Source organism: Pseudoalteromonas sp. S554, from assembly GCF_005930865.1.
In the GTDB taxonomy this organism is placed as follows: domain Bacteria; phylum Pseudomonadota; class Gammaproteobacteria; order Enterobacterales; family Alteromonadaceae; genus Pseudoalteromonas; species Pseudoalteromonas marina.
The window spans coordinates 128,244-151,638 of the sequence record NZ_PNDV01000078.1 but is presented as its reverse complement, the minus strand read 5'-3'; the positions used below and the strand labels follow the sequence as shown (position 1 = coordinate 151,638).

At 38.9% G+C, this 23,395-nt stretch carries 24 protein-coding genes and 2 tRNA genes; 14 read left to right on the top strand and 12 right to left on the bottom strand.

Annotated elements, in window-relative coordinates; genetic code table 11:
* Positions 1-82 precede the first annotated feature (82 nt).
* Complete coding sequence (locus CWB65_RS16300; protein ID WP_006792842.1) at positions 83-526, top strand: DUF4826 family protein; 444 nt, start codon at positions 83-85, stop codon at positions 524-526.
* Positions 527-568: 42 nt separating this feature from the next.
* Here the strand turns inward: CWB65_RS16300 and CWB65_RS16295 are convergent, their stop codons facing one another.
* The 5 genes from CWB65_RS16295 to mnmA form a co-directional block, all read right to left on the bottom strand.
* Positions 569-1,027 carry a GNAT family N-acetyltransferase gene (locus CWB65_RS16295; protein WP_008127279.1) on the bottom strand — a complete coding sequence of 153 codons (459 nt, stop codon included), beginning with the start codon at positions 1,025-1,027 and terminating at the stop codon, positions 569-571.
* 16 nt (positions 1,028-1,043) lie between these two features.
* Complete coding sequence (locus tag CWB65_RS16290; protein ID WP_008127281.1) at positions 1,044-2,201, bottom strand: cupin domain-containing protein; 1,158 nt, start codon at positions 2,199-2,201, stop codon at positions 1,044-1,046.
* A gap of 87 nt (positions 2,202-2,288) precedes the next feature.
* Positions 2,289-3,659 (bottom strand): adenylosuccinate lyase, encoded by a 1,371-nt coding sequence (purB, locus tag CWB65_RS16285; protein ID WP_006792839.1) that lies wholly within the window; start codon positions 3,657-3,659, stop codon positions 2,289-2,291.
* A 31-nt stretch (positions 3,660-3,690) separates the two neighbouring features.
* Positions 3,691-4,293: a high frequency lysogenization protein HflD gene (hflD, locus tag CWB65_RS16280; RefSeq protein WP_006792838.1), complete on the bottom strand. Its 603-nt coding sequence runs from the start codon at positions 4,291-4,293 to the stop codon at positions 3,691-3,693.
* On the bottom strand, positions 4,293-5,393 hold the full coding sequence (gene mnmA, locus CWB65_RS16275) for a tRNA 2-thiouridine(34) synthase MnmA (RefSeq protein ID WP_006792837.1): 1,101 nt from the start codon (positions 5,391-5,393) through the stop codon (positions 4,293-4,295). Before mnmA ends, hflD begins: the two co-directional genes overlap by 1 nt.
* A gap of 343 nt (positions 5,394-5,736) precedes the next feature.
* Here mnmA and CWB65_RS16270 point away from each other — a divergent pair, with 343 nt between their 5' ends.
* Positions 5,737-7,008: a sensor domain-containing diguanylate cyclase gene (locus CWB65_RS16270; RefSeq protein WP_138740999.1), complete on the top strand. Its 1,272-nt coding sequence runs from the start codon at positions 5,737-5,739 to the stop codon at positions 7,006-7,008.
* A 192-nt stretch (positions 7,009-7,200) separates the two neighbouring features.
* On the opposite strand, the gene CWB65_RS16265 is transcribed toward CWB65_RS16270, so the two are convergent.
* The 7 genes from CWB65_RS16265 to CWB65_RS16235 are packed head-to-tail and all read right to left on the bottom strand — an operon-like array spanning position 7,201 to position 10,337.
* On the bottom strand, positions 7,201-7,638 hold the full coding sequence (locus CWB65_RS16265) for an NUDIX domain-containing protein (protein ID WP_138740998.1): 438 nt from the start codon (positions 7,636-7,638) through the stop codon (positions 7,201-7,203).
* On the bottom strand, positions 7,631-8,314 hold the full coding sequence (locus CWB65_RS16260; protein WP_138740997.1) for a pseudouridine synthase: 684 nt from the start codon (positions 8,312-8,314) through the stop codon (positions 7,631-7,633). The genes CWB65_RS16265 and CWB65_RS16260 overlap by 8 nt, the downstream gene beginning before the upstream one ends.
* Positions 8,314-8,643: a TusE/DsrC/DsvC family sulfur relay protein gene (locus CWB65_RS16255; protein ID WP_006792832.1), complete on the bottom strand. Its 330-nt coding sequence runs from the start codon at positions 8,641-8,643 to the stop codon at positions 8,314-8,316. Before CWB65_RS16255 ends, CWB65_RS16260 begins: the two co-directional genes overlap by 1 nt.
* Before the next feature lie 3 nt (positions 8,644-8,646).
* The gene (locus tag CWB65_RS16250) at positions 8,647-8,913 is read right to left on the bottom strand and encodes a DsrH/TusB family sulfur relay protein (protein WP_138740996.1); all 267 of its coding nucleotides are present in this window, start codon (positions 8,911-8,913) and stop codon (positions 8,647-8,649) included.
* Positions 8,910-9,266 (bottom strand): DsrE family protein, encoded by a 357-nt coding sequence (locus CWB65_RS16245; protein ID WP_008127297.1) that lies wholly within the window; start codon positions 9,264-9,266, stop codon positions 8,910-8,912. The genes CWB65_RS16250 and CWB65_RS16245 overlap by 4 nt, the downstream gene beginning before the upstream one ends.
* Positions 9,263-9,616, bottom strand: a complete 354-nt coding sequence (gene tusD, locus CWB65_RS16240; protein ID WP_138740995.1) for a sulfurtransferase complex subunit TusD — start codon at positions 9,614-9,616, stop codon at positions 9,263-9,265. The genes CWB65_RS16245 and tusD overlap by 4 nt, the downstream gene beginning before the upstream one ends.
* Positions 9,617-9,671: 55 nt before the next feature.
* Positions 9,672-10,337, bottom strand: a complete 666-nt coding sequence (locus tag CWB65_RS16235; RefSeq protein WP_006792828.1) for a Bax inhibitor-1/YccA family protein — start codon at positions 10,335-10,337, stop codon at positions 9,672-9,674.
* Between the two features lie 249 nt (positions 10,338-10,586).
* Here CWB65_RS16235 and CWB65_RS16230 point away from each other — a divergent pair.
* The 12 genes from CWB65_RS16230 to CWB65_RS16175 all read left to right on the top strand — a co-directional run bounded on the left by CWB65_RS16230 (position 10,587) and on the right by CWB65_RS16175 (position 23,351).
* Positions 10,587-10,677, top strand: a tRNA-Ser gene (locus CWB65_RS16230).
* A 51-nt stretch (positions 10,678-10,728) separates the two neighbouring features.
* A tRNA-Ser gene (locus tag CWB65_RS16225) sits at positions 10,729-10,819 on the top strand.
* Between the two features lie 336 nt (positions 10,820-11,155).
* On the top strand, positions 11,156-11,536 hold the full coding sequence (locus CWB65_RS16220) for a hypothetical protein (RefSeq protein WP_008127308.1): 381 nt from the start codon (positions 11,156-11,158) through the stop codon (positions 11,534-11,536).
* A 128-nt stretch (positions 11,537-11,664) separates the two neighbouring features.
* The gene (gene msrC, locus CWB65_RS16215; RefSeq protein ID WP_010556413.1) at positions 11,665-12,123 is read left to right on the top strand and encodes a free L-methionine (R)-S-oxide reductase MsrC; all 459 of its coding nucleotides are present in this window, start codon (positions 11,665-11,667) and stop codon (positions 12,121-12,123) included.
* The gene (locus tag CWB65_RS16210; protein ID WP_006792822.1) at positions 12,123-12,401 is read left to right on the top strand and encodes a hypothetical protein; all 279 of its coding nucleotides are present in this window, start codon (positions 12,123-12,125) and stop codon (positions 12,399-12,401) included. The genes msrC and CWB65_RS16210 overlap by 1 nt, the downstream gene beginning before the upstream one ends.
* Before the next feature lie 15 nt (positions 12,402-12,416).
* Positions 12,417-13,064 carry an RNA chaperone ProQ gene (proQ, locus tag CWB65_RS16205; RefSeq protein WP_006792821.1) on the top strand — a complete coding sequence of 216 codons (648 nt, stop codon included), beginning with the start codon at positions 12,417-12,419 and terminating at the stop codon, positions 13,062-13,064.
* A 25-nt stretch (positions 13,065-13,089) separates the two neighbouring features.
* A complete protein-coding gene (prc, locus tag CWB65_RS16200) occupies positions 13,090-15,114 on the top strand; it encodes a carboxy terminal-processing peptidase (protein WP_008127311.1) in 2,025 nt (674 codons plus the stop codon).
* Positions 15,115-15,293: 179 nt separating this feature from the next.
* Entirely contained in the window at positions 15,294-16,757 is a 1,464-nt protein-coding gene (gene nhaC, locus CWB65_RS16195) for a Na+/H+ antiporter NhaC (protein ID WP_006792819.1), read from the top strand.
* Between the two features lie 46 nt (positions 16,758-16,803).
* Positions 16,804-19,398 (top strand): aminopeptidase N, encoded by a 2,595-nt coding sequence (pepN, locus tag CWB65_RS16190; protein ID WP_138740994.1) that lies wholly within the window; start codon positions 16,804-16,806, stop codon positions 19,396-19,398.
* Positions 19,399-19,620: a DUF2835 domain-containing protein gene (locus tag CWB65_RS16185; protein WP_008127316.1), complete on the top strand. Its 222-nt coding sequence runs from the start codon at positions 19,399-19,401 to the stop codon at positions 19,618-19,620.
* Between the two features lie 253 nt (positions 19,621-19,873).
* The gene (locus tag CWB65_RS16180; protein ID WP_138740993.1) at positions 19,874-21,973 is read left to right on the top strand and encodes a DUF1302 domain-containing protein; all 2,100 of its coding nucleotides are present in this window, start codon (positions 19,874-19,876) and stop codon (positions 21,971-21,973) included.
* Positions 21,974-21,986: 13 nt separating this feature from the next.
* Positions 21,987-23,351 carry a DUF1329 domain-containing protein gene (locus CWB65_RS16175; protein WP_008127319.1) on the top strand — a complete coding sequence of 455 codons (1,365 nt, stop codon included), beginning with the start codon at positions 21,987-21,989 and terminating at the stop codon, positions 23,349-23,351.
* Positions 23,352-23,395 lie beyond the last annotated feature (44 nt).

Sequence of the window (23,395 nt, the reverse complement as noted above, 5' to 3'; positions counted from 1 at the left end):
AAGTGCAAGCAGCCTGTTTTATGCTTGCACCTTATTTACTAAGACCTTACAGTGTTTAAAAAGAAGTAATAAGGTCATTACAATGGAACAACAACAAAAACAATTAACACCTGAAGAGCAAGCACTAGCTGAGCAACAACGTGTTGCATGGCAACGTGGATGTTTTCAAACAGCACAAAAGTATTTAGCAGAAAAAGGCATTATGCCTAAATCAGTAGTTGAGCAAGACAGCAGGTTTTTAGCCCCTATTTGCGCAATGTGGAAATTTAAAGCGCAAAACGGAAAAACGTATTGGGTTGTTACAGGGCAATTACCAACAGACCATGCTGAAGTGGGTGCAGCGTCAGATGCGCGTGATGCTATGCGTTATTTTTCATTGCAATGGCAGTTAAAAGCAGATCAGATAATGAGTGCGGGCGCGCGCGATAAAACACAGGCAGACTTTGCTAACCTATTAGTGAAAAGAGCACATGGCCTTTACGAGTTATACGATAACGACAAACTGTGGGCTCACGAACCAAAATAATCCAAAAAGGGTAATCAATCTTTGATTACCCTTACAACTTAATTAATGAACTAGTGTGAAAGGTGTTGTATCAGCACACCTAACAGGGCATTTCATTCTTTGCCTAGGTATACCTGCCTCCATAAACACATTACCTTGTTTTATAAAGCCGTTACGTTTAAATCGTTCAACTTCGTGTAGAACACAATTAACGCTAATAGATTCAATACCTTGTTCTACTGCTATGTCAAAAATATAATTAAGTAACGAGCAGTAAACATTTCGGTTTCTGTGATCAGGCAGTACAGCTAAGCGTCCAATTAAGCCATCATTACATAGGCGGGCTGTTGCGACGGGACAAAAGCTGTCGTCTGTAACAAGCACATGCAAAGCTAATTCATCGAGGTTATCGAATTCAACGCGTTTAGGGATATGTAATTCGTAAACAAATACGCGCTCCCTTATTTGTTGCAACTCATTTTTTTGTCGATCCCATTCAACTTTGTTTATACGATAACCCACAATTGCCTCCTACTTGTTACTCTTGGTTTGCGTTAAACCAAATGCCTTCATTAACAAGTATAGTAAACATCTGAACAAAAACTAGACTATTTTGAGTGTTAGCTAATTCATTAGTATTAAACTCGGTTTCGTCCGTTAGTAATTTTACTGCTGCTATGTCCCCGATAGGAAGAGTGAAATTGTCACCATTAATACTTACTAAAAGCTCATTTTCACACTGCTGATAAATTGCTCGTGTTCCACCTACACGTTCAAAAATAGTATCTGGCTCTGCCAATTCGTTTGCTATTTGATCTTGGGTAAAAGCAGGTTCTACTGGTGCCAAGTCCATTTCATGTTTGGGTTGGCTTAAGGTTTTGCCAAGCCATTGCTTGAATAGACCATCATCTTCTAGCATTGAGGCGATAAGATGCTTAACCTTTTCAGCTTCATTATTTGTAAGCTCACCTTTTGAGGCTCTTGTAACTAAGTTGTGGTCTGTGTAGCGTTTTTGACCGCTTTCAGTGTCAATAACATGATCGGCAAAGCTTGATAGTAAATCTTGCTGATTTGGTGCTCTAAATCCAACAGAGTAATTAAGTGCATTTTCAACCGCGTAGCCTTCATGCGGGCAGCCTGGTGGAATATATAAAATATCACCGGGCTCTAAAATGCAGTCTATGACTGCTTCAAAGGCTTCAACTTGCAATAATTTTTTATTTTGAGCAAATTGCTTAAGAGTTGGGTCGGGTAGGCCAACTCGCCAATGACGCTTTCCTTCACCTTGAATAATGAAAACATCGTATTGATCTAAATGCGGGCCAACACCACCATTAGGGGTAGAAAAGCTGATCATTAAATCGTCAATGCGCCAGTTAGGGATAAATCTGAACGGTTCTAGCAGCTGGGCTGCCTCTGGATGCCAGTGGTCGACTGCTTGCACTAATAACGTTGAATTTTCCTCTGTGAGTAAATCAAAGTCCTCGAATGGCCCTTGATGGGTTTGCCAGTCGTTATTGTGATTTGTAACAATACGCGATTCAATAGAGTCTTCCATTGCTAAGCCAGCAAGTTCGTTTGCATCAAGTGGATCTTCAAAGTGACTAAACCCTTGTTTGATCAAAAGAGGTTTTTTTTGCCAAAAGTGGGTTAAAAATTCTTGTTCAGATAAATCGTTTATTTTTAATTGATACATACGTTTGCCTGCCGGTAATTGCTTTGCTTTATATACAAAAAAAGCGAAAGGATAACCCTTTCGCTTTTTGATAGTGGTGATTAATAATTAAACTAAATCATCAATAAATTCAACCGCACGGCCAATGTAATTAGCCGGTGTTAGTTTTTTCATTTCTACTTTAGCAACTTCAGGAAGATCTAAACCATCGATGAAGTCAGCCATTATTTCTTGATTTACGCGCTTTCCACGGGTTAAATCTTTAAGTTTTTCGTATGGCTTTTCAATGCCGTATTTACGCATAACTGTTTGAATAGGCTCTGCGAGCAATTCCCAGTTCTGGTCTAGCTCTTCAAGTAAACGTGGTTCGTTAACTTCAAGCTTGCTAACACCTTTAAGCGTTGATTGATATGCAATAAGCGCATAACCCATACCCACACCAAGGTTACGTAGCACTGTCGAATCGGTAAGATCACGCTGCCAGCGAGATACAGGCAGTTTTTGTGCAAGGTGTGCAAAAATTGCATTTGCTAAACCTAAGTTACCTTCTGAGTTTTCAAAATCAATAGGGTTAACTTTGTGTGGCATAGTTGATGAGCCAATTTCGCCAGCAATGGTTTTTTGCTTAAAGTGGTTAAGGGCAATGTAACCCCAAACATCACGGTCAAAATCAAGCAAAATAGTATTAAAACGTGCAATTGCATCAAATAATTCTGCAATGTAATCATGTGGTTCAATTTGTGTGGTAAACGGGTTCAATGTTAAGCCTAGGCTCGATACAAACTTATCTGCATGAGTATGCCAGTCGTAATCTGGATAAGCACTAAGGTGAGCATTATAGTTACCAACAGCGCCATTTACTTTACCAAGCATTTCTACTTGCGCAATTTGATCGCGTTGACGCTTTAAACGCATGTATACGTTTGCAAACTCTTTACCCATAGTTGATGGTGTAGCAGGTTGTCCGTGCGTACGAGTCATCATTGGCACTGCTTTATACTCAATAGCTTTTTCTTTGATGGCGTTGAGTAATTGGTCACAGTATGGCAGTAATACGCTGTCACGTGCTTCAGTTAACATTAAACCATGTGATAGGTTGTTAATGTCTTCTGAGGTACATGCAAAGTGAATAAATTCGTTAATAGCATGTAGCTCTGCGTTATCAGCTACTTTTTCCTTTAAAAGGTATTCAACGGCTTTGACGTCGTGGTTAGTTGTTCGTTCAATATCCTTAACGCGCTGCGCGTCGGCTTCACTGAAGTTATCAACAATAGCGTTTAAAAGTGCATTTGCTTGGTCGCTAAATGCGGGCACTTCTTTAATGTCGCTTGCTGCAGCTAACGCTTGCAACCAACGCACTTCAACAATTACACGGTATTTAATTAATCCAAATTCGCTGAAAATACTGCGTAGTTCAGTGGTTTTGCTGCCGTAGCGACCATCAACTGGCGAGATAGCCGTTAACGCTGAAAGCTCCATAATAACTCCTAAATTTTTGTTTGAACGATAATTAAATTTTTGCTTTAGCAATGGCGATTATTTTTCTTTTTGCAAAGAAAAAATGACGGCGTTTACCGCCCATTTGTCGCCACAATACTGCACTTCTGATGCCGGCAAGTAGTAATGCGCGGATTTTATTTTGAGTGAGTTGCTGTTTTAATAACTCGGGTTTACCATAAACCTGTATTCGGTGCCCAAGGGGGCTTAGCACCGACGAGTATATATCTGCCAAACCGGCAACAACGGTGTCATCGGTTATAGCAAAATGGTCTAAACGACGATGAATATCATCAATACGTTTACCTAATTCGTTTAAGCTTTTGTCGTTTGCGCTAAGTGCTCGCTCAAGCTGCATTAAGCCACCCACGTATTTTACAATCTCAACGTCTTTCTGAGCGCCCGCTGATAGCTGTTCCATCAACGTTTTGTAGCCATCTCGTAAATTATGAGTGCCTTGATATACATCTTCGGGTGATGCTGGCGATGTTTGTACAATACTAGAAAGTAATATGTCTAAATCGTGTTCATTATTACTGCCGTATTGCGCTATTTTTTGTACTTGTTTAGCGGCTTGGCACATAGCGGCAAGCGCCATAACTTGGTGTTCATTCATTACTTGATCACCGAGTCAATAATACCGCCGCCTAAGCAAACTTCTTGCGCATAAAATACCGCAGACTGACCTGGTGTAACCGCTTTTTGAGGTTCATCAAATAACACACGGGCCATACCGTCATCACCAACGAGCAAAGTACAGTTTATATCTTCTTGACGGTAACGTGTTTTAACTGTGCAACGCGTTGTTCCTTTTGGACCTACACGGTCTACCCAGTGAAGTTGGTTAGCATTTAAACCATTACTATATAGGCGAGGGTGGTCTTTACCCTGGCCAACAATAAGTACGTTACGCTCGACATCTTTGTCTACAACGTACCAAGGTTCGCCTGAGCCTTCTTTCATACCGCCAATTAATAAGCCTTTTCGTTGGCCAAGTGTGTGGTACATTAAGCCTTCGTGCTCGCCCACGTTATTACCTTCAGTGTCTTCTATAACACCTGGTTGGGCAGGTAAAAACTTTTGTAAAAAGTCTTTAAACTTACGTTCACCAATAAAACAAATACCAGTGCTGTCTTTTTTGTCATGTGTGATTAAATCTTGCTCTTCAGCAATACGGCGAACTTCTGGCTTGGCGATATCGCCTACAGGGAAAAGCGTTTGAGCAATGTGTTCATGACTTAACGTGTATAAAAAGTAACTCTGGTCTTTGTTGTTATCTAAACCACGGCACATTACATATTTGTCGTCCCGAAGCTCACGACGCACATAATGGCCTGTCGCAATAAAGTCAGCTCCGAGTGCTTGTGCAGCAAATTCCAAGAAGGCTTTAAATTTGATTTCCTTATTACACATAATATCGGGGTTAGGCGTGCGGCCTGCTTTGTACTCTTCTAAAAAGTATTCAAATACGTTATCCCAATATTCAGCTGCAAAGTTAACAGTATGAAGTTCGATACCTAACTTGTCACACACGGCTTGCGCATCTTTTAGGTCTTCTGCAGCGGCACAATACTCGTCATTGTCGTCTTCTTCCCAGTTCTTCATAAACAGGCCTTCTACTTGGTAGCCCTGTTGTTGTAACAAATATGCAGATACTGAAGAATCAACACCGCCGGACATGCCAACGATGACTTTAATGTGACTATTTTCGCTCATGAATAATTTCGCTTATACAGATTACTGTTAACTTGGAAAGGCCGCGATTATAGCATGTATTTTGTTTGCGCTTAAAGAGACTAACAAGGCAAACCTTACAATTAGTGAGTAATTTATTAATATAATAAATAGCTAAGATACCTAAGGCGCTTACATAACATTTTTTTGATAAAAGTTGATTCTAATTCTACGCTTAACGTACAGAACAAAATACGAGCCATATGTTAAAAATTAATAATAAGTTCTTTAAAAGTAATTAGAGTATATATACACTCATTAATAATAAAGTTTGATGGGTTAGCCCATTCAATAAGCTGTAAAATATAATCAATGGAATGAATATATGAATCACGCATACAAAATTAATAAAATTAGATCGTTTGTAGAACAAAACAAACACCAAGTAAATCTTATCTCAAATAAGCTTTTAATCATAAACCTGCAAGAATTAAAAAAGTCAGCCTACCATCTTTTTTATGAACTAATAAAACTCAAGCATGCTCAGCAAGCGCAATCCCATCACCAAATCAGTGATTTGTTTAATTTAATTAAAAACACTACAGAAGTGCTTAGCCTCGAAATGAAGCTTTTAGATAAATTAGAACACTGGTGGCTAGAATGGTATTTTGCTTTACAAATGAATGAACAATTGAGCGCTGAAAGCAAAGAAATGCCGATGAGCTTTTTATCACGCAGTACCTTAAACCCAATGCGAAAACATGAGATAAGTCACTATGCTAAATTATTTTCCGTGCTCCCTATGCCAGTGTGTAATGTGTGTAGCAAAACCGGTGATATTCTTAGAGTAAACCAACGGTTTGTAGATGTGTTTGGTTATACTGTTGAGGATGTGCCTAACCTACATGCATGGTGGAAAAAGGCCTACCCAGATCCGCACTACAGAGTGCAAGCTCAAAATTTATGGTCTGAAGCTTTGAAAAAAGCGAAAAGTAGTAATGACGATATACCTGCCAATAACTACACAGTTGCACGTAGTGATGGCACTCAAGTGGTTATGGAGGTATCGGGCATAAAGATAGGCGAAGAATTTTTAGCCGTATTTAAAGATGCAACCGAGCGAATAGAGGCTGAGGATATTTTAAGGGATATGGCGTTTTTGGACTCATTAACCAAAATTGCCAACAGGCGTCGATTTGATGAAAAACTTGCTCATGAATTTGATAAAGCTAAGGAGTGTGAAGGGGCAATATCGTTAATAATTATTGATATTGATTTTTTTAAACAGTTTAACGACCGTTACGGACATTTGGCTGGGGATTCTTGCTTATATGAAGTGGCTCAAACTATTGCATCGACAGTAAATCGTCCTGAAGACTTTGTTGCCAGATATGGTGGTGAAGAGTTTGTTGTATTGCTCCCTGATACTGATAAAGAAGGTGCATTATTTATTGCTGAGCAAATACAAAAGGCCGTTGAAGCTTTAGCAATTGTGCATGAAGATACCTACAGTGGCTTTTTGTCAGTGAGCATGGGCGTTAACTCAACGGCTAGTTCCCAAGACGATAAGGTAAGCTTTGTTAAAGGAGCCGACAACGCACTGTATTATGCAAAAGACCAAGGCCGAAACTGTATTGCATTACACTCTCAAAGCTAGATTAAATTTTTATTACAAAGGTTTAGGTGAGGGGGTAGCGATGGCGTGAAAGTTTTGCTCTATGTTTACTTATCCTTACATGGATGCAAGTCAGAAGAATAGGCTGGAGCAATTACACACCCCACGTCACTAAGTAATCCCTCTAGGCAGAGTAAACTTTAAAACACACCATTAATATGCCTTAATTTTTTATTAGTTGTAAATAGTATCTAAGCTTAATAGCGGACGCGTCACCGCGTCATCAATGCACTTTTGAACGAGCGGACTTCGCAGTGGTAAAGATTTAACTTTCTCTAGGTTAAACCAATGGGCACTTATAATATCATCATCAATAGGGTTGAGTTGTTGGTTGGTGCCACTAGCATCAAATAAAAAACAAAACCTTAGGTAATGAACGCCGTTGTCAGCGTACAAGTTATAAACACCTAAAAAGCCTGTAGGGGTGAGCGATAAACCTGTTTCTTCAAATAATTCGCGGCTTGCTGCTTGAGCTAGTGTTTCATTTTTTTCTAAATGACCAGCCGGTTGATTATAGCAAATTTGCCCAGTAAATTTATCGCGTTCTTTTACTAATAAGTATTCGTTATGGTTTTTAACTATTGCGGCTACTGTTACATTTGGTTTATGCATCAATGCTACCTTTAATGATTTTATATTCACCAGTATTAATGTCGTCTAAAGTGTAATTACCTATGCTGTAACGAATTAGCCTAAGAGTAGGGTGACCAATATGAGCTGTCATTCGGCGAACTTGTCTATTTTTACCTTCATTAATGGTAATACTTAGCCATGAGGTAGGTATAGACTTTCGTTCACGTACAGGGGGAGTTCGTTGCCAAATGTTAGGCTCTTCTATCATTTTTACATTAGCAGGCAGTGTGAGCCCATCTTTAAGCTCAACGCCTTTACACAAAGCTTGTATTGACTCAGTCGAAGGCTCACCTTCTACTTGAACCCAGTACGTTTTATTGGTTTTTTTATTAGGTGCTGTTAATGTATTTTGTAGTTTCCCGCAGTTTGTGAGCAGCAATAAACCTTCGCTATCGCGGTCTAACCGTCCTGCAGCATATACATCCTTGATAGGAATAAATTCAGCTAGCGTCTTTCTGTCTGCATCGTCTGTAAATTGACAAAGCACATCAAATGGCTTGTTAAAAAGTACAATTTTTTTGTCTTTAGCGTCTATTTGAGGTTTTATTTCTCTTTTGTTTGTAGGCTTTTTAATTGCACTTCTAGAATACGTGCGACCCGTATTACGCTTGGTTGAGGAAGCGGGGGGTTGCTTGTTACTCGATTTACTTCTCATTAAATACACCTTGCTGGTTTTGGTAATCCAGCAATTTTTGTGGCTTGTTTAGCTGGGCCTTTTGGAAACAATTTATAAAGGTAAATACTATTACCTTTATCTTCTCCGAGTGCTTTGGCCATGGCTTTTACTAGCATGCGGATGGCTGGACTTGTGTTGTATTCAAGATAAAATTCGCGGACGAAGTTAATCACTTCCCAGTGTTGTTCGCTAAGCGATATGTTTTCTTGCTCTGCAATAATGGGGGCTAGTTGCTTAGACCATTGTGTATGGTCGAGTAAATAACCTTGCTTATCTGTGTCTATTGTTTGTTGGTTAAATTCAAGCATGGGTTACCAAGTAATTAATTGCGTAGAGGTTAAAGTAAGAGCCACAAACTCGTCATAGCTAATGGCAGTGTCGTTATTTGATAGCTTAATTGCACGAACGAGTGCGTCCTCTTCAAGTACTAAGAGGGTGTCTGAAAATTGTTTAAATTGTTTATTAGCAAAGCATGCGTCACCTAAAAGCAATATTCGGTCATCAGCACAAATTAAGTTTTCTAGCTGGTTAGCAGAATAGTAATTTAATGGTTTTGAAAAAATATGTAGTGTGCTCATAAGGTCACCACGTGATGTTGTTTTTTGATAAGTGTTTGTTGTTCACCAAATGTAACCGCGTGCGCGTCTATGAGTAAATCAGTTTTACTTAGGCCATAATCAAGGAGCGATTTTTCACATACATAGATGTTTTCTACGTCATAAACTTCTAGCGTTTTTATGTTTTTAAAAAAATCTTTAATACCTATTGTGGAAGGGGTTTGATTCTTTTTTAATGCTAAAACAGCGGGGCCACTAAATAACCAGCTTATGTTTTGATCGACAGCTGCAAAAATTAACGTCATATCGAGGGCATCTCGCAGGTTAAGATCATCAAATGGGCTACTTTGACTCATTACTAATACATTAATCATTTAAATTGCACCCACTTATCAGCGTCGCTTACAAGCATTGCGAATTCAGCTAAACCTGCAACAGAAAATTCGCCTGTGTTTGACGTATCTAAGCCTCTTTTTTCTGCCGCGGTTACACACAGCATAAGATTAATATTTTGACTTGATAGCGCCTGCCATAATGCGCTAATTTGAAGCTCGTCAGAGGCTAAGTCAAAATGTGTTGATGCATGATAAACGCCTTGCTGATACAAAAATATTGCGTCTATGGTGTGCCCTTGAGATAAACACGCATTAGCAAACTTAATTATGCGTTGGCTGGTGTCGTGATCTGATGGTGGTGTGTGTAATGAAAGAACAAATCGTGCCAAAACAATTCCAATAAAAAAGCCCCAATAAAGGGGCTATTTTAACAGAACTATTTAATTAGTCATCACTTGCGCCAAGTAGGTGCAGTAGTGAAGTAAATAGATTGTACACATTTAGGTATAAAGATACTGTAGCGCGAATGTAGTTAGTTTCTCCGCCGTTAATAATGCGGCTTGTATCAAATAAAATTAAGCCAGACATAATTAATACAACCGCAGCGTTAAGCACCATAAACATTAAAGAACTACCGATGAATATGTTAACAATGCTTGCAACAATAACCACAATTAGGCCAACCGTTAAAAAGCCGCCCATAAAAGAGAAGTCTTTTTTGGTGTTGAGCGCATATGCAGATAGACCAAAGAAAATAAGTGCTGTTGAACCAAGAGCTTGCATTATAAGCATTGGGCCATTAGGCATGGCAGCGTAATGGTTTAACATTGGACCTAGACCAGCCCCCATTAAACCTGTGAAAGCAAATACCCAAAATACACCAGATGCGGTGTCAGCTTTTTTGTTTACAACAAATAATAAACCAAACGAAACCAGTGTGAACACAATTCCCATAAAGTAAGGTAATTGTAGTGCCATTGAGATACCGGCAGTCACTGCACTAAATGCAAGTGTCATCGCAAGTAAAAAGTAGGTGTTTTTAAGTACCTTGTTTGTTTCAATGGTAGACATTACCGGTTTAGCGGTATTGTACGATTGATTAAACGCCATTGTAGAGCTCCTTTAAGTGAAACGTGTGTTTCGATAATTTAACTAAAATTAGATTACCAACTCTTATATGTTTGGGCAAACCTTTGTGGATCAATAGACATTAATTTTTTAATTAAAGTTCATTTAACCACCAAAAAGAAAGTTTTTGTTTTATCTTTGAACAAATTAATTGTTTTTTAAGCACTTAAGCAATTTTTTTAAAAAAAAGCTTCACAAAGCCAACGGGTTTCCCTATTATGCAGGCCGTGCGGAGAGATGGCAGAGTGGTCGAATGCACCGGTCTTGAAAACCGGCATAGGTTTGTAGCCTATCTAGGGTTCAAATCCCTATCTCTCCACCACTTATTACAATAACTATAAGTACACTCTTACTTTTAGTTTATAGCACTTTAGGAGAGATGGCAGAGTGGTCGAATGCACCGGTCTTGAAAACCGGCATAGGTTTGTAGCCTATCTAGGGTTCAAATCCCTATCTCTCCACCATTATATTAAAGCCCGCAAACAGCGGGCTTTTTTGTTTTTTGAATTTGACTATCAATTGCAATTGGCATTTATGTTTGATCAATTTTAAAATTAAGCATGAAGCTGAAGACATCAAATAACTCTCCTGTTTAACATCTGAAAATGAATCACCTGTCTTGTTACTCAAAAGCAATAACTTTACCTTTATTAAAATTATTAGCCGGGAATGGTAGGTCGTTTGTTGTTTAATGTGTTTTATTTTTGTTCGTAATTTACGACCATAGTCTCTGTTTCTAACTTTGGGTTCTTGGTGCATGCTTATAAATAGAGTTTAAGTGTGTTGTTAAGGATTATTAAATGAAACACCAATTAGCAAAAAGCGTTGCGCTTTCATTACTTTCTCCTGTGATTGTGGGTAGCCTATTAGGTATTTATTATTCAATAACGCTACAAGGTGAATTTGTCTCTATATTTTTTTCATTATTGATGACAGCCATATCTAATGCGCATATTGTTGGCTTAACAATGGCTGCATTTGTTGTCCCAGGCTATTTATTAATGTTTAAATATTCAAAAGTAAACTATTCCGGTGTTTTAACGCTTGGTTTACTTGGTGGTGCTATTTTTAGCTTTCTTTTAAGTGCCTCCACAGGCGAAATATTTTTAATAAATAGTGTTATGTCAGCAATAGCGGCAGGGCTGTTTTTATTTGGTCTTCGTAAAACTTCAAAATCATAATCGCTTTTTTATTAACCAAGGGCGTGCTTAAACTACGGAAATTCCTTTTTTTTACCTGCAAAAGGTTCCAATTTTTCACCACAAAGAGTACCTTTAGCTACTGTATGTTTAATAAGAAGTAGTTTGGTATGCAAAAGCACGATTTTTACCAGTCATTAGTTAAACAAACTGAATCGCTGATTGCCGGTGAGTCGAATGTAATTGCTAATATGGCAAATATAAGCGCGCTGTTATTTACCTCTTTAGATGATGTAAATTGGGCGGGCTTTTACTTTATTGATTCGCCGTCAGAATTAGTACTAGGCCCATTTCAGGGTAATCCAGCATGTATTCGTATTCCAGTAGGAAAGGGTGTATGTGGGACGGCTGCAGCTACGTTGCAAACACAACTAATTGAAGATGTTCATGCATTCGACGGGCATATTGCCTGCGATGCGGCATCAAACTCTGAGATTGTTGTACCTATCATGAAACATGGTAAAATATTTGCAGTGCTAGATATTGATAGTCCTAGTATTTCTAGATTTGACACTGATGACAAAGCGGGATTAGAAGCATTGGTTAAATGCTTTGAGGCTAGCTTGTAATGAAAGATTTGCTAAATGTTCAGGACTACCTGTTTGCTATACAAGATGTAGGCGATTGGGAAGGCGAAGAAGAACATGTAGCGGAAACGCTCAATGATTTGATTCACATTGCTTGGGACAAACTCCCAGATGATTTAGATTGTGAATCAATCGATGAAATAATAAATGGTATTTGGGAACACCTTCGAGGTGATATGGCTGTACTTGAAGCCGATTTCGAAGAACTGGTCGACTGGGTAATACACTATGTTGATTCGTCCCTTGATGAAAAGATGTGAAAAATAGGTTCTAAAATGGAAACCACAAACAAGCTAAAAGATATTAATGAAGTATTGGAGTTCTTGTACCAAGAATTTCCACAATGTTTTAAACAAAAAGACGGTATCAAACCGCTTAAAGTCGGTATTTTTAAAGATATTGCTGAGCGTATTGAAGGGTCTGAAAAAGTAAGCAAGACTCAAGTTCGTCAAGCACTAAGAAAATACACGTCTAACTGGCGTTATTTAGAAGCTGTGACAAAGTCGGAGTTTCGTATTGACCTTGATGGCAATGAAGGTGAAAAAGTTGAGCAAGAGCACATTGATCATGCTCAAAAAGCACTAGAAGAAAGCCGTGCAAAAATGGCGAAGCGCAAGAAACAACAGCGTCCACGTCAAGACTCAGATTCTAAAAACTTTAAGAAGAAGCCTGCACATGCAAACAAGGGCGCTGATAAAAATGCGTCAGCTAGCAAAGCAACTAAATCTGCACCCGCTAAACGTTCAGGTAAAATTGAACCTTTACCAGCAACAGAGGTCAAGGTTAATAACAAGGTTAAAGTTAAACTAGGCCAAGCACTTGTAAATGCAGTAATCACTGAAGTAAATAAAGACGACGTTCATGTTGAATTAGTGACTGGTATGCAAGTTAAAACCAAAGCAGACAGCTTATACACTGTTTAAGTTGTACATAAATTAAGGAGTTTGTATGAGTAAAAAGTTTACGCTCATTCCGGTAGTTGCAGCCCTGTTTTCAGGTTCATTATTTGCTGCTGTAGAGCCTGTCACCATTGATGATTTACCTCTACTCAAGCAAGAAAGTCAACATGGCACTGCCAGTAAGCGCGTGGCAAGCTTATTTACTCGTTCACACTATATCCCGGTTCGATTTAACGATGAACTTTCTAGTAAAGTGTACGATCGTTACATCGAATCCCTTGATTTTAATAAAAGCGTTTTTTTAGCCAGTGATATTGCGTCCTTTGAGCAATATCGCGATAGCTTTGACAACGCTTTAACTACCGGCAAGCTAGGCTTTACGTTTGATATTTTTAATTTAAGCCTAAAGCGCCGTTTTGAACGTTACGAATATTCACTTTCTTTATTAGAAAACGAAATGACGTTCGAAAAACAAGATGAATACTTTTTTGATCGTGAAGATGCAACGTGGCCAACATCGCAAGCAGAGCTAGACGAGATCTGGCGAGAGCGTGTTAAGTACGATGCATTGCGATTAAAAATGACTGGTAAAGATTGGGAAGGAATCAAAGAGATTCTTACTAAGCGTTACAAAAACGCTGAGAAACGTTTAGTTCAATCTAACTCAGAAGATGCATTTCAAATTGTTTTAAATTCTTTAGCTCGCACGATTGAAGCGCATACGTCTTACTTATCACCAAGACGTGCTGAACAATTTAAAATGGATATGGACCTAGAACTTGAAGGCATTGGCGCTGTACTAACTCCTGACGAAGATTACACCGTAATTCGTAGTCTTGTTCCAGGTGGTCCAGCAGACAAAACCGAACAAATTAAAGCAGATGACCGCATTATTGGCGTAGCACAAGACGGTGAAGATTTTACCGATGTGATTGGCTGGCGTTTAGACGATGTTGTAGATTTAATAAAAGGCCCTAAAGGTACGAAAGTACGTTTGCAATATTTGAAAGGTGCAGATGCTCATGGCACACCTAAAGTGGTCGAAATTACTCGTGACAAAATCCGTCTTGAAGACAGAGCTGCAAAGTCAGAAGTGTTTGAAGCTAAATATTCTGATTTATCAAGCAAGATTGGGGTTATTGAAATCCCAGGTTTTTACAATAATTTGTCTAAAGACGTAAAAGTTGAGTTAGCTAAATTAAAAGAGGCTAAAGTAGAGGGTATTATTATCGACTTACGTCAAAATGGTGGTGGTTCGTTATACGAAGCGACCCAGCTTTCTGGCTTGTTTTTCGATCAAGGTCCTGTTGTACAAATACATACTCTAAATAACCGAATTGAAGAGCAAAGAGATCGTGATGGAGTTACTTATTACGACGGGCCATTAACGGTTTTAGTTGATCGTTACAGTGCGTCTGCATCTGAGATTTTTGCCGCTGCAATGCAAGATTATGGTCGCGCTGTTATTATTGGCGAACAAACATTTGGTAAAGGCACTGTGCAGCAACATAAAGGTCTTGCAAGAGCGTATGATCTTTACGATAACCCATTAGGTAGCGTGCAATACACCATAGCTAAATTTTACCGTATTAATGGCGGCAGTACTCAGCACAAAGGTGTTATTCCTGACATTTCATTTCCATCGGCTATAGATCCTGCCGAGTGGGGTGAAAGTAAACAAGATAATGCACTTCCTTGGGATAGCATTGTTAAAGCAAAATATAAAAAGTTAGGAAATTTAACTCCAGTTATTCCTTACCTAGAAAAGCAGCATAAAGATCGTATTAAATCTGAACCTGAGTTCGGCTACGTGTTTGATGATATAGCGTTGTACAACGAAGAAAAAGATCGTAAAACGATTTCTTTAGTTGAAGCCACGCGTATTAAAGAAAAAGAAGAAGGTGAAGCGCGTGCATTAGTTCGTACAAATGAGCGCTTGAAACGATTAGGTAAAGATCCGGTTGAAAACCTAGATGATGTACCAGATGTAATTGATGAGCTTGACCCGTTCCTTGAAGAAGCGGCCTTAATTACTCAGGACTACATTAACTTTGGTCGCATCGCCAAAAAGTAAAAACTGGTTTTACCACTACAAAAAAGGCGCTCGTGCGCCTTTTTTGCTACCTATCACAGCCTAAATTGTTATAATCTCTAACTATTAAAAATTGAGCCGGCTTAGAAATGCTCAGTTAATACGCACTAAGTGCTAAAAATAATAATTAAACACGCTGTATGTGTGTAGGAGTCTCAACTTTGAACCCATTGGATGATAAACCAGTAAAACCCGCCTCATTTCTTGATGCATTAATTCCTATTTCAGTTTTAATTTGCTTGTTAGGGGCTGCGGTTTACTTATTTGGTGACAACTCGTCATCTGGACCAAACCAAATTGCACTTTTATTTGCAACCTTCGCAGCTGCTCTAATTGGCCTAAAAAACGGCTACACGTGGAAAAAGCTTGAGCAAGCTATGATAGAGGGTATAACGCTCTCTCTTGGCGCTATACTCATCTTATTAATGGTAGGTGCTTTGATAGGTACTTGGTTGTTATCGGGCACAGTACCAACGCTAATATATTATGGCCTGCAAGTAATTAACCCTAGTTGGTTTTATGCAGCAAGTTGTTTAATTTGTGGCATTGTGGCTATGAGCATTGGTAGCTCGTGGACCACTGCAGCTACAATTGGTGTTGCTTTATTAGGTGTTGCTACGGGTCTTGGTTTAGATCAGACAGTTACAGCTGGTGCTGTTATATCTGGTGCGTATTTTGGTGACAAACTAAGCCCACTCTCTGAAACAACTAACTTAGCGCCCGCAGTGGTTGGCTCTGACTTATTTGAACATATTCAGCATATGCTATGGACAACAGTTCCTAGCTTTGTGATTGCGCTTATTATATTTATATTTATGGGCTTTAACGCAACGGCTTCTAATGAGGCTGGGCGTTTAGACGAAATTACGCTAATTTTGGAGCAAAACTTCAATATTGGTTTTGAGATGCTCATTCCTTTAATTGTGCTTTTAGTGCTAGCAATTAAAAAAATGCCTGCTTTTCCTGCTATTTCTATTGGTGCTGTGGTTGGTGCTGTTTGGGCTATGCTATTTCAGTCTGACTTAATTGGTTCTCAAATTGATACTTCTCAAGGCGAAGTGGTTGGGTATTTCAAATTAGTATGGACGACATTTTTTGACGGTTTTAGCATCGATACCGGTGATGACAAAATGGACTCACTACTTAGCGGTGGCGGTATGGCGGGAATGTTAACAACGACGTGGTTAATTATGACTGCGCTTATGTTTGGCGCTATTATGGAAAAAACAGGCTTGTTAGACATTTTCGTAAAAAGTATTTTAAAAATAGCGAAAAGTACAGGCTCTTTAATTGCCTCTACCATTGCAACGTGTATTGGTACTAACCTCATTGCAGCCGATCAATATATTGCTATTGTGGTTCCTGGACGTATGTTTAAAGATGAATATAAAAAGCGCGGTTTAAAGCCGGTTAATTTATCTCGCACCTTAGAAGATGGCGGTACGATTACCAGTCCACTTATTCCTTGGAATACATGTGGTGCTTACATGCAAAGTGTACTTTTAATAAACCCTTTCGATTACGCACTTTACGCTTTCTTTAATTTAATTAATCCCGTTTTAGCTGTTATATATGCGTATCTCGGTATTAAGATTCTACGTATTAAGCCGAAACAATCTGCCTAAATTTAGTAGCGCCTCTTCATATAGAGGCGCTTTTTTTGGAGTAATTATGACCGACTCAAAAAAACCTCAAGCTCAATATCTCAAAGACTATAAAGCACCAAATTTTTTAATAGACCACACAGACTTAACGTTTGATCTTCAGCCTACAAATACAACGGTAACAAGCGTACTGACGTTAACGCGTGTTGGTGATAATCAATCACCTCTAATACTAGATGGCATAGATTTACGTTTAACGTCCTTATCGATAGATGCGATTGAGATAACAGATTATAGCGTTGTTGATGAACAGCTAATTATTAATAACTTACCAGAACGTTGTAAATTACGTATTGTGACCGAGATATCTCCTGAGACAAATACATCTTTAGAAGGTCTTTACTTATCTGGTGGAGCCTATTGTACACAATGTGAGGCACAGGGCTTTAGAAAGATAACATATTACATGGATCGTCCTGATGTGTTGTCTACGTTTGATGTGACTATTATTGCTGATTCAAGATACACGCATTTATTGTCTAATGGCAACCAAATTGACAAAGGTGAGACACCTGACGGCCGTCATATTTCTAAATGGCAAGACCCATTTAAAAAACCAAGCTATTTATTTGCATTAGTTGCTGGTGATTTTGATGTATTAAACGATACCTATACAACTAAAAGTGGCCGAAAAATTGATTTAGCATTATTTGTAGATAAGGGTAATTTGCCTAAAACACCGCATGCGATGCAATCACTTAAAAAATCTATGCAATGGGATGAGGAGCGTTTTAATTTAGAATATGACCTTGATATATACATGATTGTAGCCGTAGATTTCTTTAATATGGGTGCAATGGAAAACAAAGGCTTAAATATATTTAACAGTAAATGTGTTTTGGCCAATCAAGAAACAGCAACGGATAAAGATTACCATACTATTGAGTCTATAGTAGGTCATGAATACTTTCACAATTGGACTGGTAATCGTGTTACGTGCAGAGATTGGTTTCAGTTATCACTTAAAGAGGGGCTAACTGTATTTAGAGACCAAGAGTTTAGTAGTGATCTTGGATCGCGTGCACTCAACCGCATTGATGCTGTTAAGGTGATGCGTACGCATCAGTTCAGTGAAGACGCAGGGCCTATGGCGCATCCTATTCGACCCGAAAAAGTTATTGAAATGAATAACTTTTATACCGTAACAGTATACGACAAGGGTGCTGAAGTAATAAGAATGATGCATACCTTGCTTGGTGAGGTTAACTTTCAAAAAGGGATGGCGCTTTATTTTAAACGCCATGACGGCCAAGCAGTTACCTGTGACGACTTTGTCAGTGCTATGAGTGACGCATCGGGTGTTAATTTAGAGCAATTTAAGCGTTGGTATAGTCAGGCGGGTACGCCTCGCTTAAATGCTGTAGAACATTACGATAGTGCCTCAAATACCTACACACTAACCATAGAGCAATATGCACCGATTAATCAGCCCGATAACAAACCGTTGCATATCCCGTTTGCAATTGAGTTGTTGGACGAATCCGGCAGTAGTATCGAATTACAGTACAAAGGTTTAAAAGTTAGTAATGTGCTTGATGTTACCGATAAAAAGCAGAGTTATACTTTTGAGAATGTGACTTGTAATCCTGTTGCCGTGTTGTTAGAAGACTTTTCTGCTCCGTGTATCCTAACTCAACAAACAACTGAGCTAGAGCTTTTGCATATTATGCGTTTTGCACGAAGTGATTTTTCACGTTGGGATGCACAGCAACAATTGTTTATAAAAGCGGTAAAAGCAGCAATTAACTCAGATACACAATTTCAATTAAGTGACGAGATAATTGAAGCCTTGCGTGTTTTAATTGTTTCAAAACAAGGCGATTTAGCGTTAATTGCTGAGTTATTAAAATTACCTAGCTTTGACACTTTAGCCGCAGAATTTGAAATTATTCCTGTTGATGAAATTATTCGTGTTGTAGCACAGTTCGAAATACAAATTGCCACAAGCCTTAATGATGAGCTTATCGCATGTTTTGGTTCATTACATGACGATGGTAGCATAAATGCCGAAGCGGTTGCTGTGCGGGCACTACAGCAAATATGCCTGCATTATCTTGCAAAGATGCCAAGCACACAAACAGATAAATTTATTAAACTAGCCGCTAGCTCGTCAAATATGACCAATGTGTTGGGCGCACTTAGCGCGGTGGTTAAAGCCTCTCATCCACTTTGTGATGATTTATTGTCGCACTTTGATAGTCAATGGCGACATGATGTACTTGTTATGGATAAATGGTTTGCGCTTCAAGCAATGCAAACAGGTGAAGATGCTATTATTAATATTAAGTCATTATACGAGCACCCAAGTTTTGATTTTTCCAATCCCAATAGAGTCCGTGCTTTAGTGGGGAGTTTTAGCTACTTTAACACTCAGCAATTTCACCGTGCTGACGGGCAAGGATATGAATTGCTTGGTGATTTACTTGTTAAGCTGAATGCAATAAATCCACAAAATGCGTCAAGAATGCTAACACCGTTTATGTCTTGGAAACGTTATGATAAAACACGTTCAGCGCTTATGAAGACGCAATTAGAACGTTTATCTAATTTAGATGGACTAAGTGACGACTTATTCGAGAAGGTTGAAAAAGCGCTTAATTAAATGCTTGAATATTACTTTAATTTAAGATTGAGCTATAACGACTGTATGGATTACTACCACGGTCGATATAGTTCTGTGCAAGTGGTTGAAGAGGGTGGGAAGTCAATTCGGTTTTCTGCCGATCATTTAAGACCGTTTGTTACAAGTTTAGGTGTCAGAGGGCGTTTTAGAATGTTACTCACCCCTGAAAATAAATTTATTCGTATTGAACGAGTGGCTTAGAGCGCTATTTTTATGTTATAAAACCATAAAAATATTGTCTTTTTGTTAATTTCAATTTGTTCTATTGTTAAATAACGTGTATAAATTATCTGGTATGACGTCTTACCAATACGTAAACGTCAGCTGACACACTATATATATGACAGATTGAATGCGACTATTTGTAATTTATACAATTCGCTTCTATCGTTACGATTACACTAAAAACAATAACTTGATCACACAATATGACCCGCGACAGGGGGGAACCACAATGATAAGAAGATCGCTTTTTGTTAAAAACAAAATCGCTATAGGTTTAGCAGCCGCTAGTTTAGCTTTAACTACAGCAAGTTCACAGGCTGTAACATTCGACGCCGGAGGGTTTGATATAACCTTCGATTCAACCTTTTCATATGGGCAAAGTGTTCGCGTAGAAGACAGAGACTTTAGCCTAATTGGTAAAAGTAACAATCCGGCATTTGATTGGACAGGTTACAACCCTGCGCTAAACAACACTATTTACTCATCTCAAGATGTATGGGCTCAACCTGGCTCTTATTCAAATAATGGTGATGCTGGTAATTTAAATTTTGACAGTGGTGACTCATTTTCAAAACTTTTGAAGGGAACACATGACCTTTCAATAAATAAAGATAACTACGGTTTGTTCACTCGCTTCATGTATTTTTATGACTTTGCGTTGATGGATGGCTATCATGCATATTCAAATCCTACATCAGGGCAGGGGGTTGATCCGTGTGATGATAAAGACACTAAAGCGCAAAGCTGTGCAGATATTCGTTTATTAGATGCGTTTGTGTGGGCTGATTTTGATTTAAATGATGGTAATAACCCTTTATCTGTCCGTTTAGGTCAACAAGTAGTTAACTGGGGTGAGAGTACACTTTTATCTCATGGTATTAACGTAAACCCAGTTGATATTGACCGATTGAAAGCGCCAGGTGCTGAGCTTAAAGAAGCATTCATACCTGTAGGCATGCTTTGGGCATCGCTTGGCATTACTGACAACATTACCCTTGAAGGTTTCTACCAATACCAATGGCAAGAAACGCGTTTACCAGCAGCTGGTACGTATTTTTCGACTAATGACTTTGCAGCAGAAAATGGTTATCAGCAGAATGTTCAATTAGGTTTTACGTCTAATCCTGATATTGATGTCGCTTTTTTAACAGATAGCCTGAATAACTTAACATCTGATTTTGCATTGGCCGCAGCAGCACAAGGTATTGATCCTTCAAGTGCAGAAGGAAGTGCTTTATTAGCTCAAATGTATCTTGCATACCCAACTAAAGTTGCTTTAAAAGGTAAAGGAGATAATGGTAAAACAGAGCCTGAAGATGGTGGTCAGTATGGTTTACGTTTAGGTGTATTTTTACCTGAATTTAATGATACTGAAATTGCACTCTATCACGTGAATTATCATAGCCGTCGTCCGCTTATATCTGGTCGCGTATCAAACTTTTCACAAGCTGCAATTGCCCAAGATTTAGCGATGATCATGACAACAGAAATCACGTCAGATAATGTTGCTGATTTAACTGCTTTTTCTAAAGCTGAAAACGAGTACCCTGAAGATATTAAGTTATATGGTTTAAGTTTTAATACGACTATTGGCGAAACAGCCTTCGCGGGTGAATTTGCTTTTCGCCAAGATGAACCGCTACAAATTGATGACGTAGAGTTACTTTACACAGCTATGCCTGAGCAATTGGCGGTTGCTGGTATTCGTCCTGATTTTGCGGGTATTTCGCAAATGAGTATAGGCGATGCGGTAAGCTCAGTTGGTGCAGGTGAAGTTGCCAAAGGCTACATTGAACGCGACACATCACAAATTCAATTTACAGCAACACATTTATTTGGTCCTTCATTAGGTGCTGATAGCTGGGCTGTAGTTGGTGAAGTGGGTGCCGTTAAAATTCACGATATGCCTGGCTATGACGAAATGCGTTTAAATGTATCAGGCACTGGCCGTAGTGGCACAATAACAGGCCCAGGTACTACTGATTATTCAACATTGCAACTTGGTCTATCAAATGGCGCTGAAGAGAAATCATTCGCTACAGCATCGTCTTGGGGTTACCGCCTAATTGCGAAAGGCGATTACTTCAACTTTTACAAAGGTATTAACTTTTCACCACGTTTTGTATTTTCACATGACGTAAATGGTAATACACCAGATCCGATGTTCTTGTTCATTGAAGATCGTAAATCTTTAGGTGCTACGATGAACTTTAACTACCAAAATGCGTGGTCACTTGATGTGAGCTATAACTCGTTTTGGGGCGGTGGCGGTGTTAATACATTCTCAGACCGCGATTACGTTTCTTTTAACTTAAAATATTCTATTTAGGGGTAACATTACTATGATTAAAAAACCTACCCTCATTGCAGCAGCTTTTGCTAGCTTGTTTGCAAGTAATGCTACTTTAGCAAAACTATCAGCTGAAGAAGTAGCGCGTTTAGGTCAAGATTTAACGCCAATGGGCGCCGAAAAAGCAGGTAACGCTGACGGCTCAATTCCAGCATGGAACAATGGTATTACTGCAGCTCCTGCAGGGTACGATGTTGGCATGCATCACCTAGACCCTTTTTCAAGTGATAAAGTGCTTTTCACTATTGATAAATCAAACATCGATAAATATAAAGCTAACTTGAGCCCAGGCCAAATTGCTTTGTTTGAAGCGTATCCAGACACATTCAAAATGCCAGTGTATGAGACACGCCGTTCGGCCTCATATCCTCAGTTTGTTTATGATGCAACTAAAGAGTTTGCGCCTACTGCCGAATTGATTGAAGGCGGAAACGGAATTAAAAATACGGCTATTGGTATTCCATTTCCCATCCCTAAAACAGGTTTAGAAGCAATTTGGAACCATTTATTACGTTTTAGAGGTGAGTCAATCGAACGTTTTGGTGGACAAGCTGCACCTACAGCATCAGGTTCTTACAACTATGTTGGTTTTGATGAACAGCTACTTGTTAAATATTCTGATCCAAGTGCTACACCTGCCGAGCTGCAAGACTCAAACATATTGTTTAAGTTTAAACAGAGTGTTACTCAACCGGCACGTCTTGCGGGTACTGCATTACTAGTACATGAAACAATGGACCAAATATTAACGCCACGCCAAGCATGGACATATAATTCTGGTCAGCGACGTGTTCGCCGTGCACCAAACGTTGCTTATGACGCACCGGGTACTGCAGCAGATAGCTTACGTACTACTGATGACTTTGATATGTTCAATGGCTCACCAAACCGTTACAACTGGACGCTTAAAGGTAAGCAAGAGCTTTATGTTCCATATAATAGCTACAAGCTTCACAGTGACAAGCTAGAGTATGATGACATTTTAAAGCCTGGCCACATCAATCCTGAGCATACTCGTTATGAAAAGCACCGTGTTTGGGTAGTAGAGGCTAACCTTAAAGATGATACGCGTCACATTTATAAAAAACGTGTGTTTTATATAGATGAAGATAGCTGGCAAGTAACGGTAACAGACATTTACGATAACCGTGATCAGCTTTACCGTGTAGCAATGGCTTACGGTCTTAACTACTACGAAGTACCCACTCAGTGGAGTACGTTAGAAGTTTATCATGATTTGAATTCACGTCGTTATTTAGCAATTGGTTTAGATAACCAAGAAAAAATGTACGATTTTTCAAAATCATTTAATGATAATGAATTTACATCTAGCGCCTTACGTCGCGCAGGTAGATAAATTAAAACTAGGCACCTAATTTTAAGTTAGGTGCCTTTTTCCTT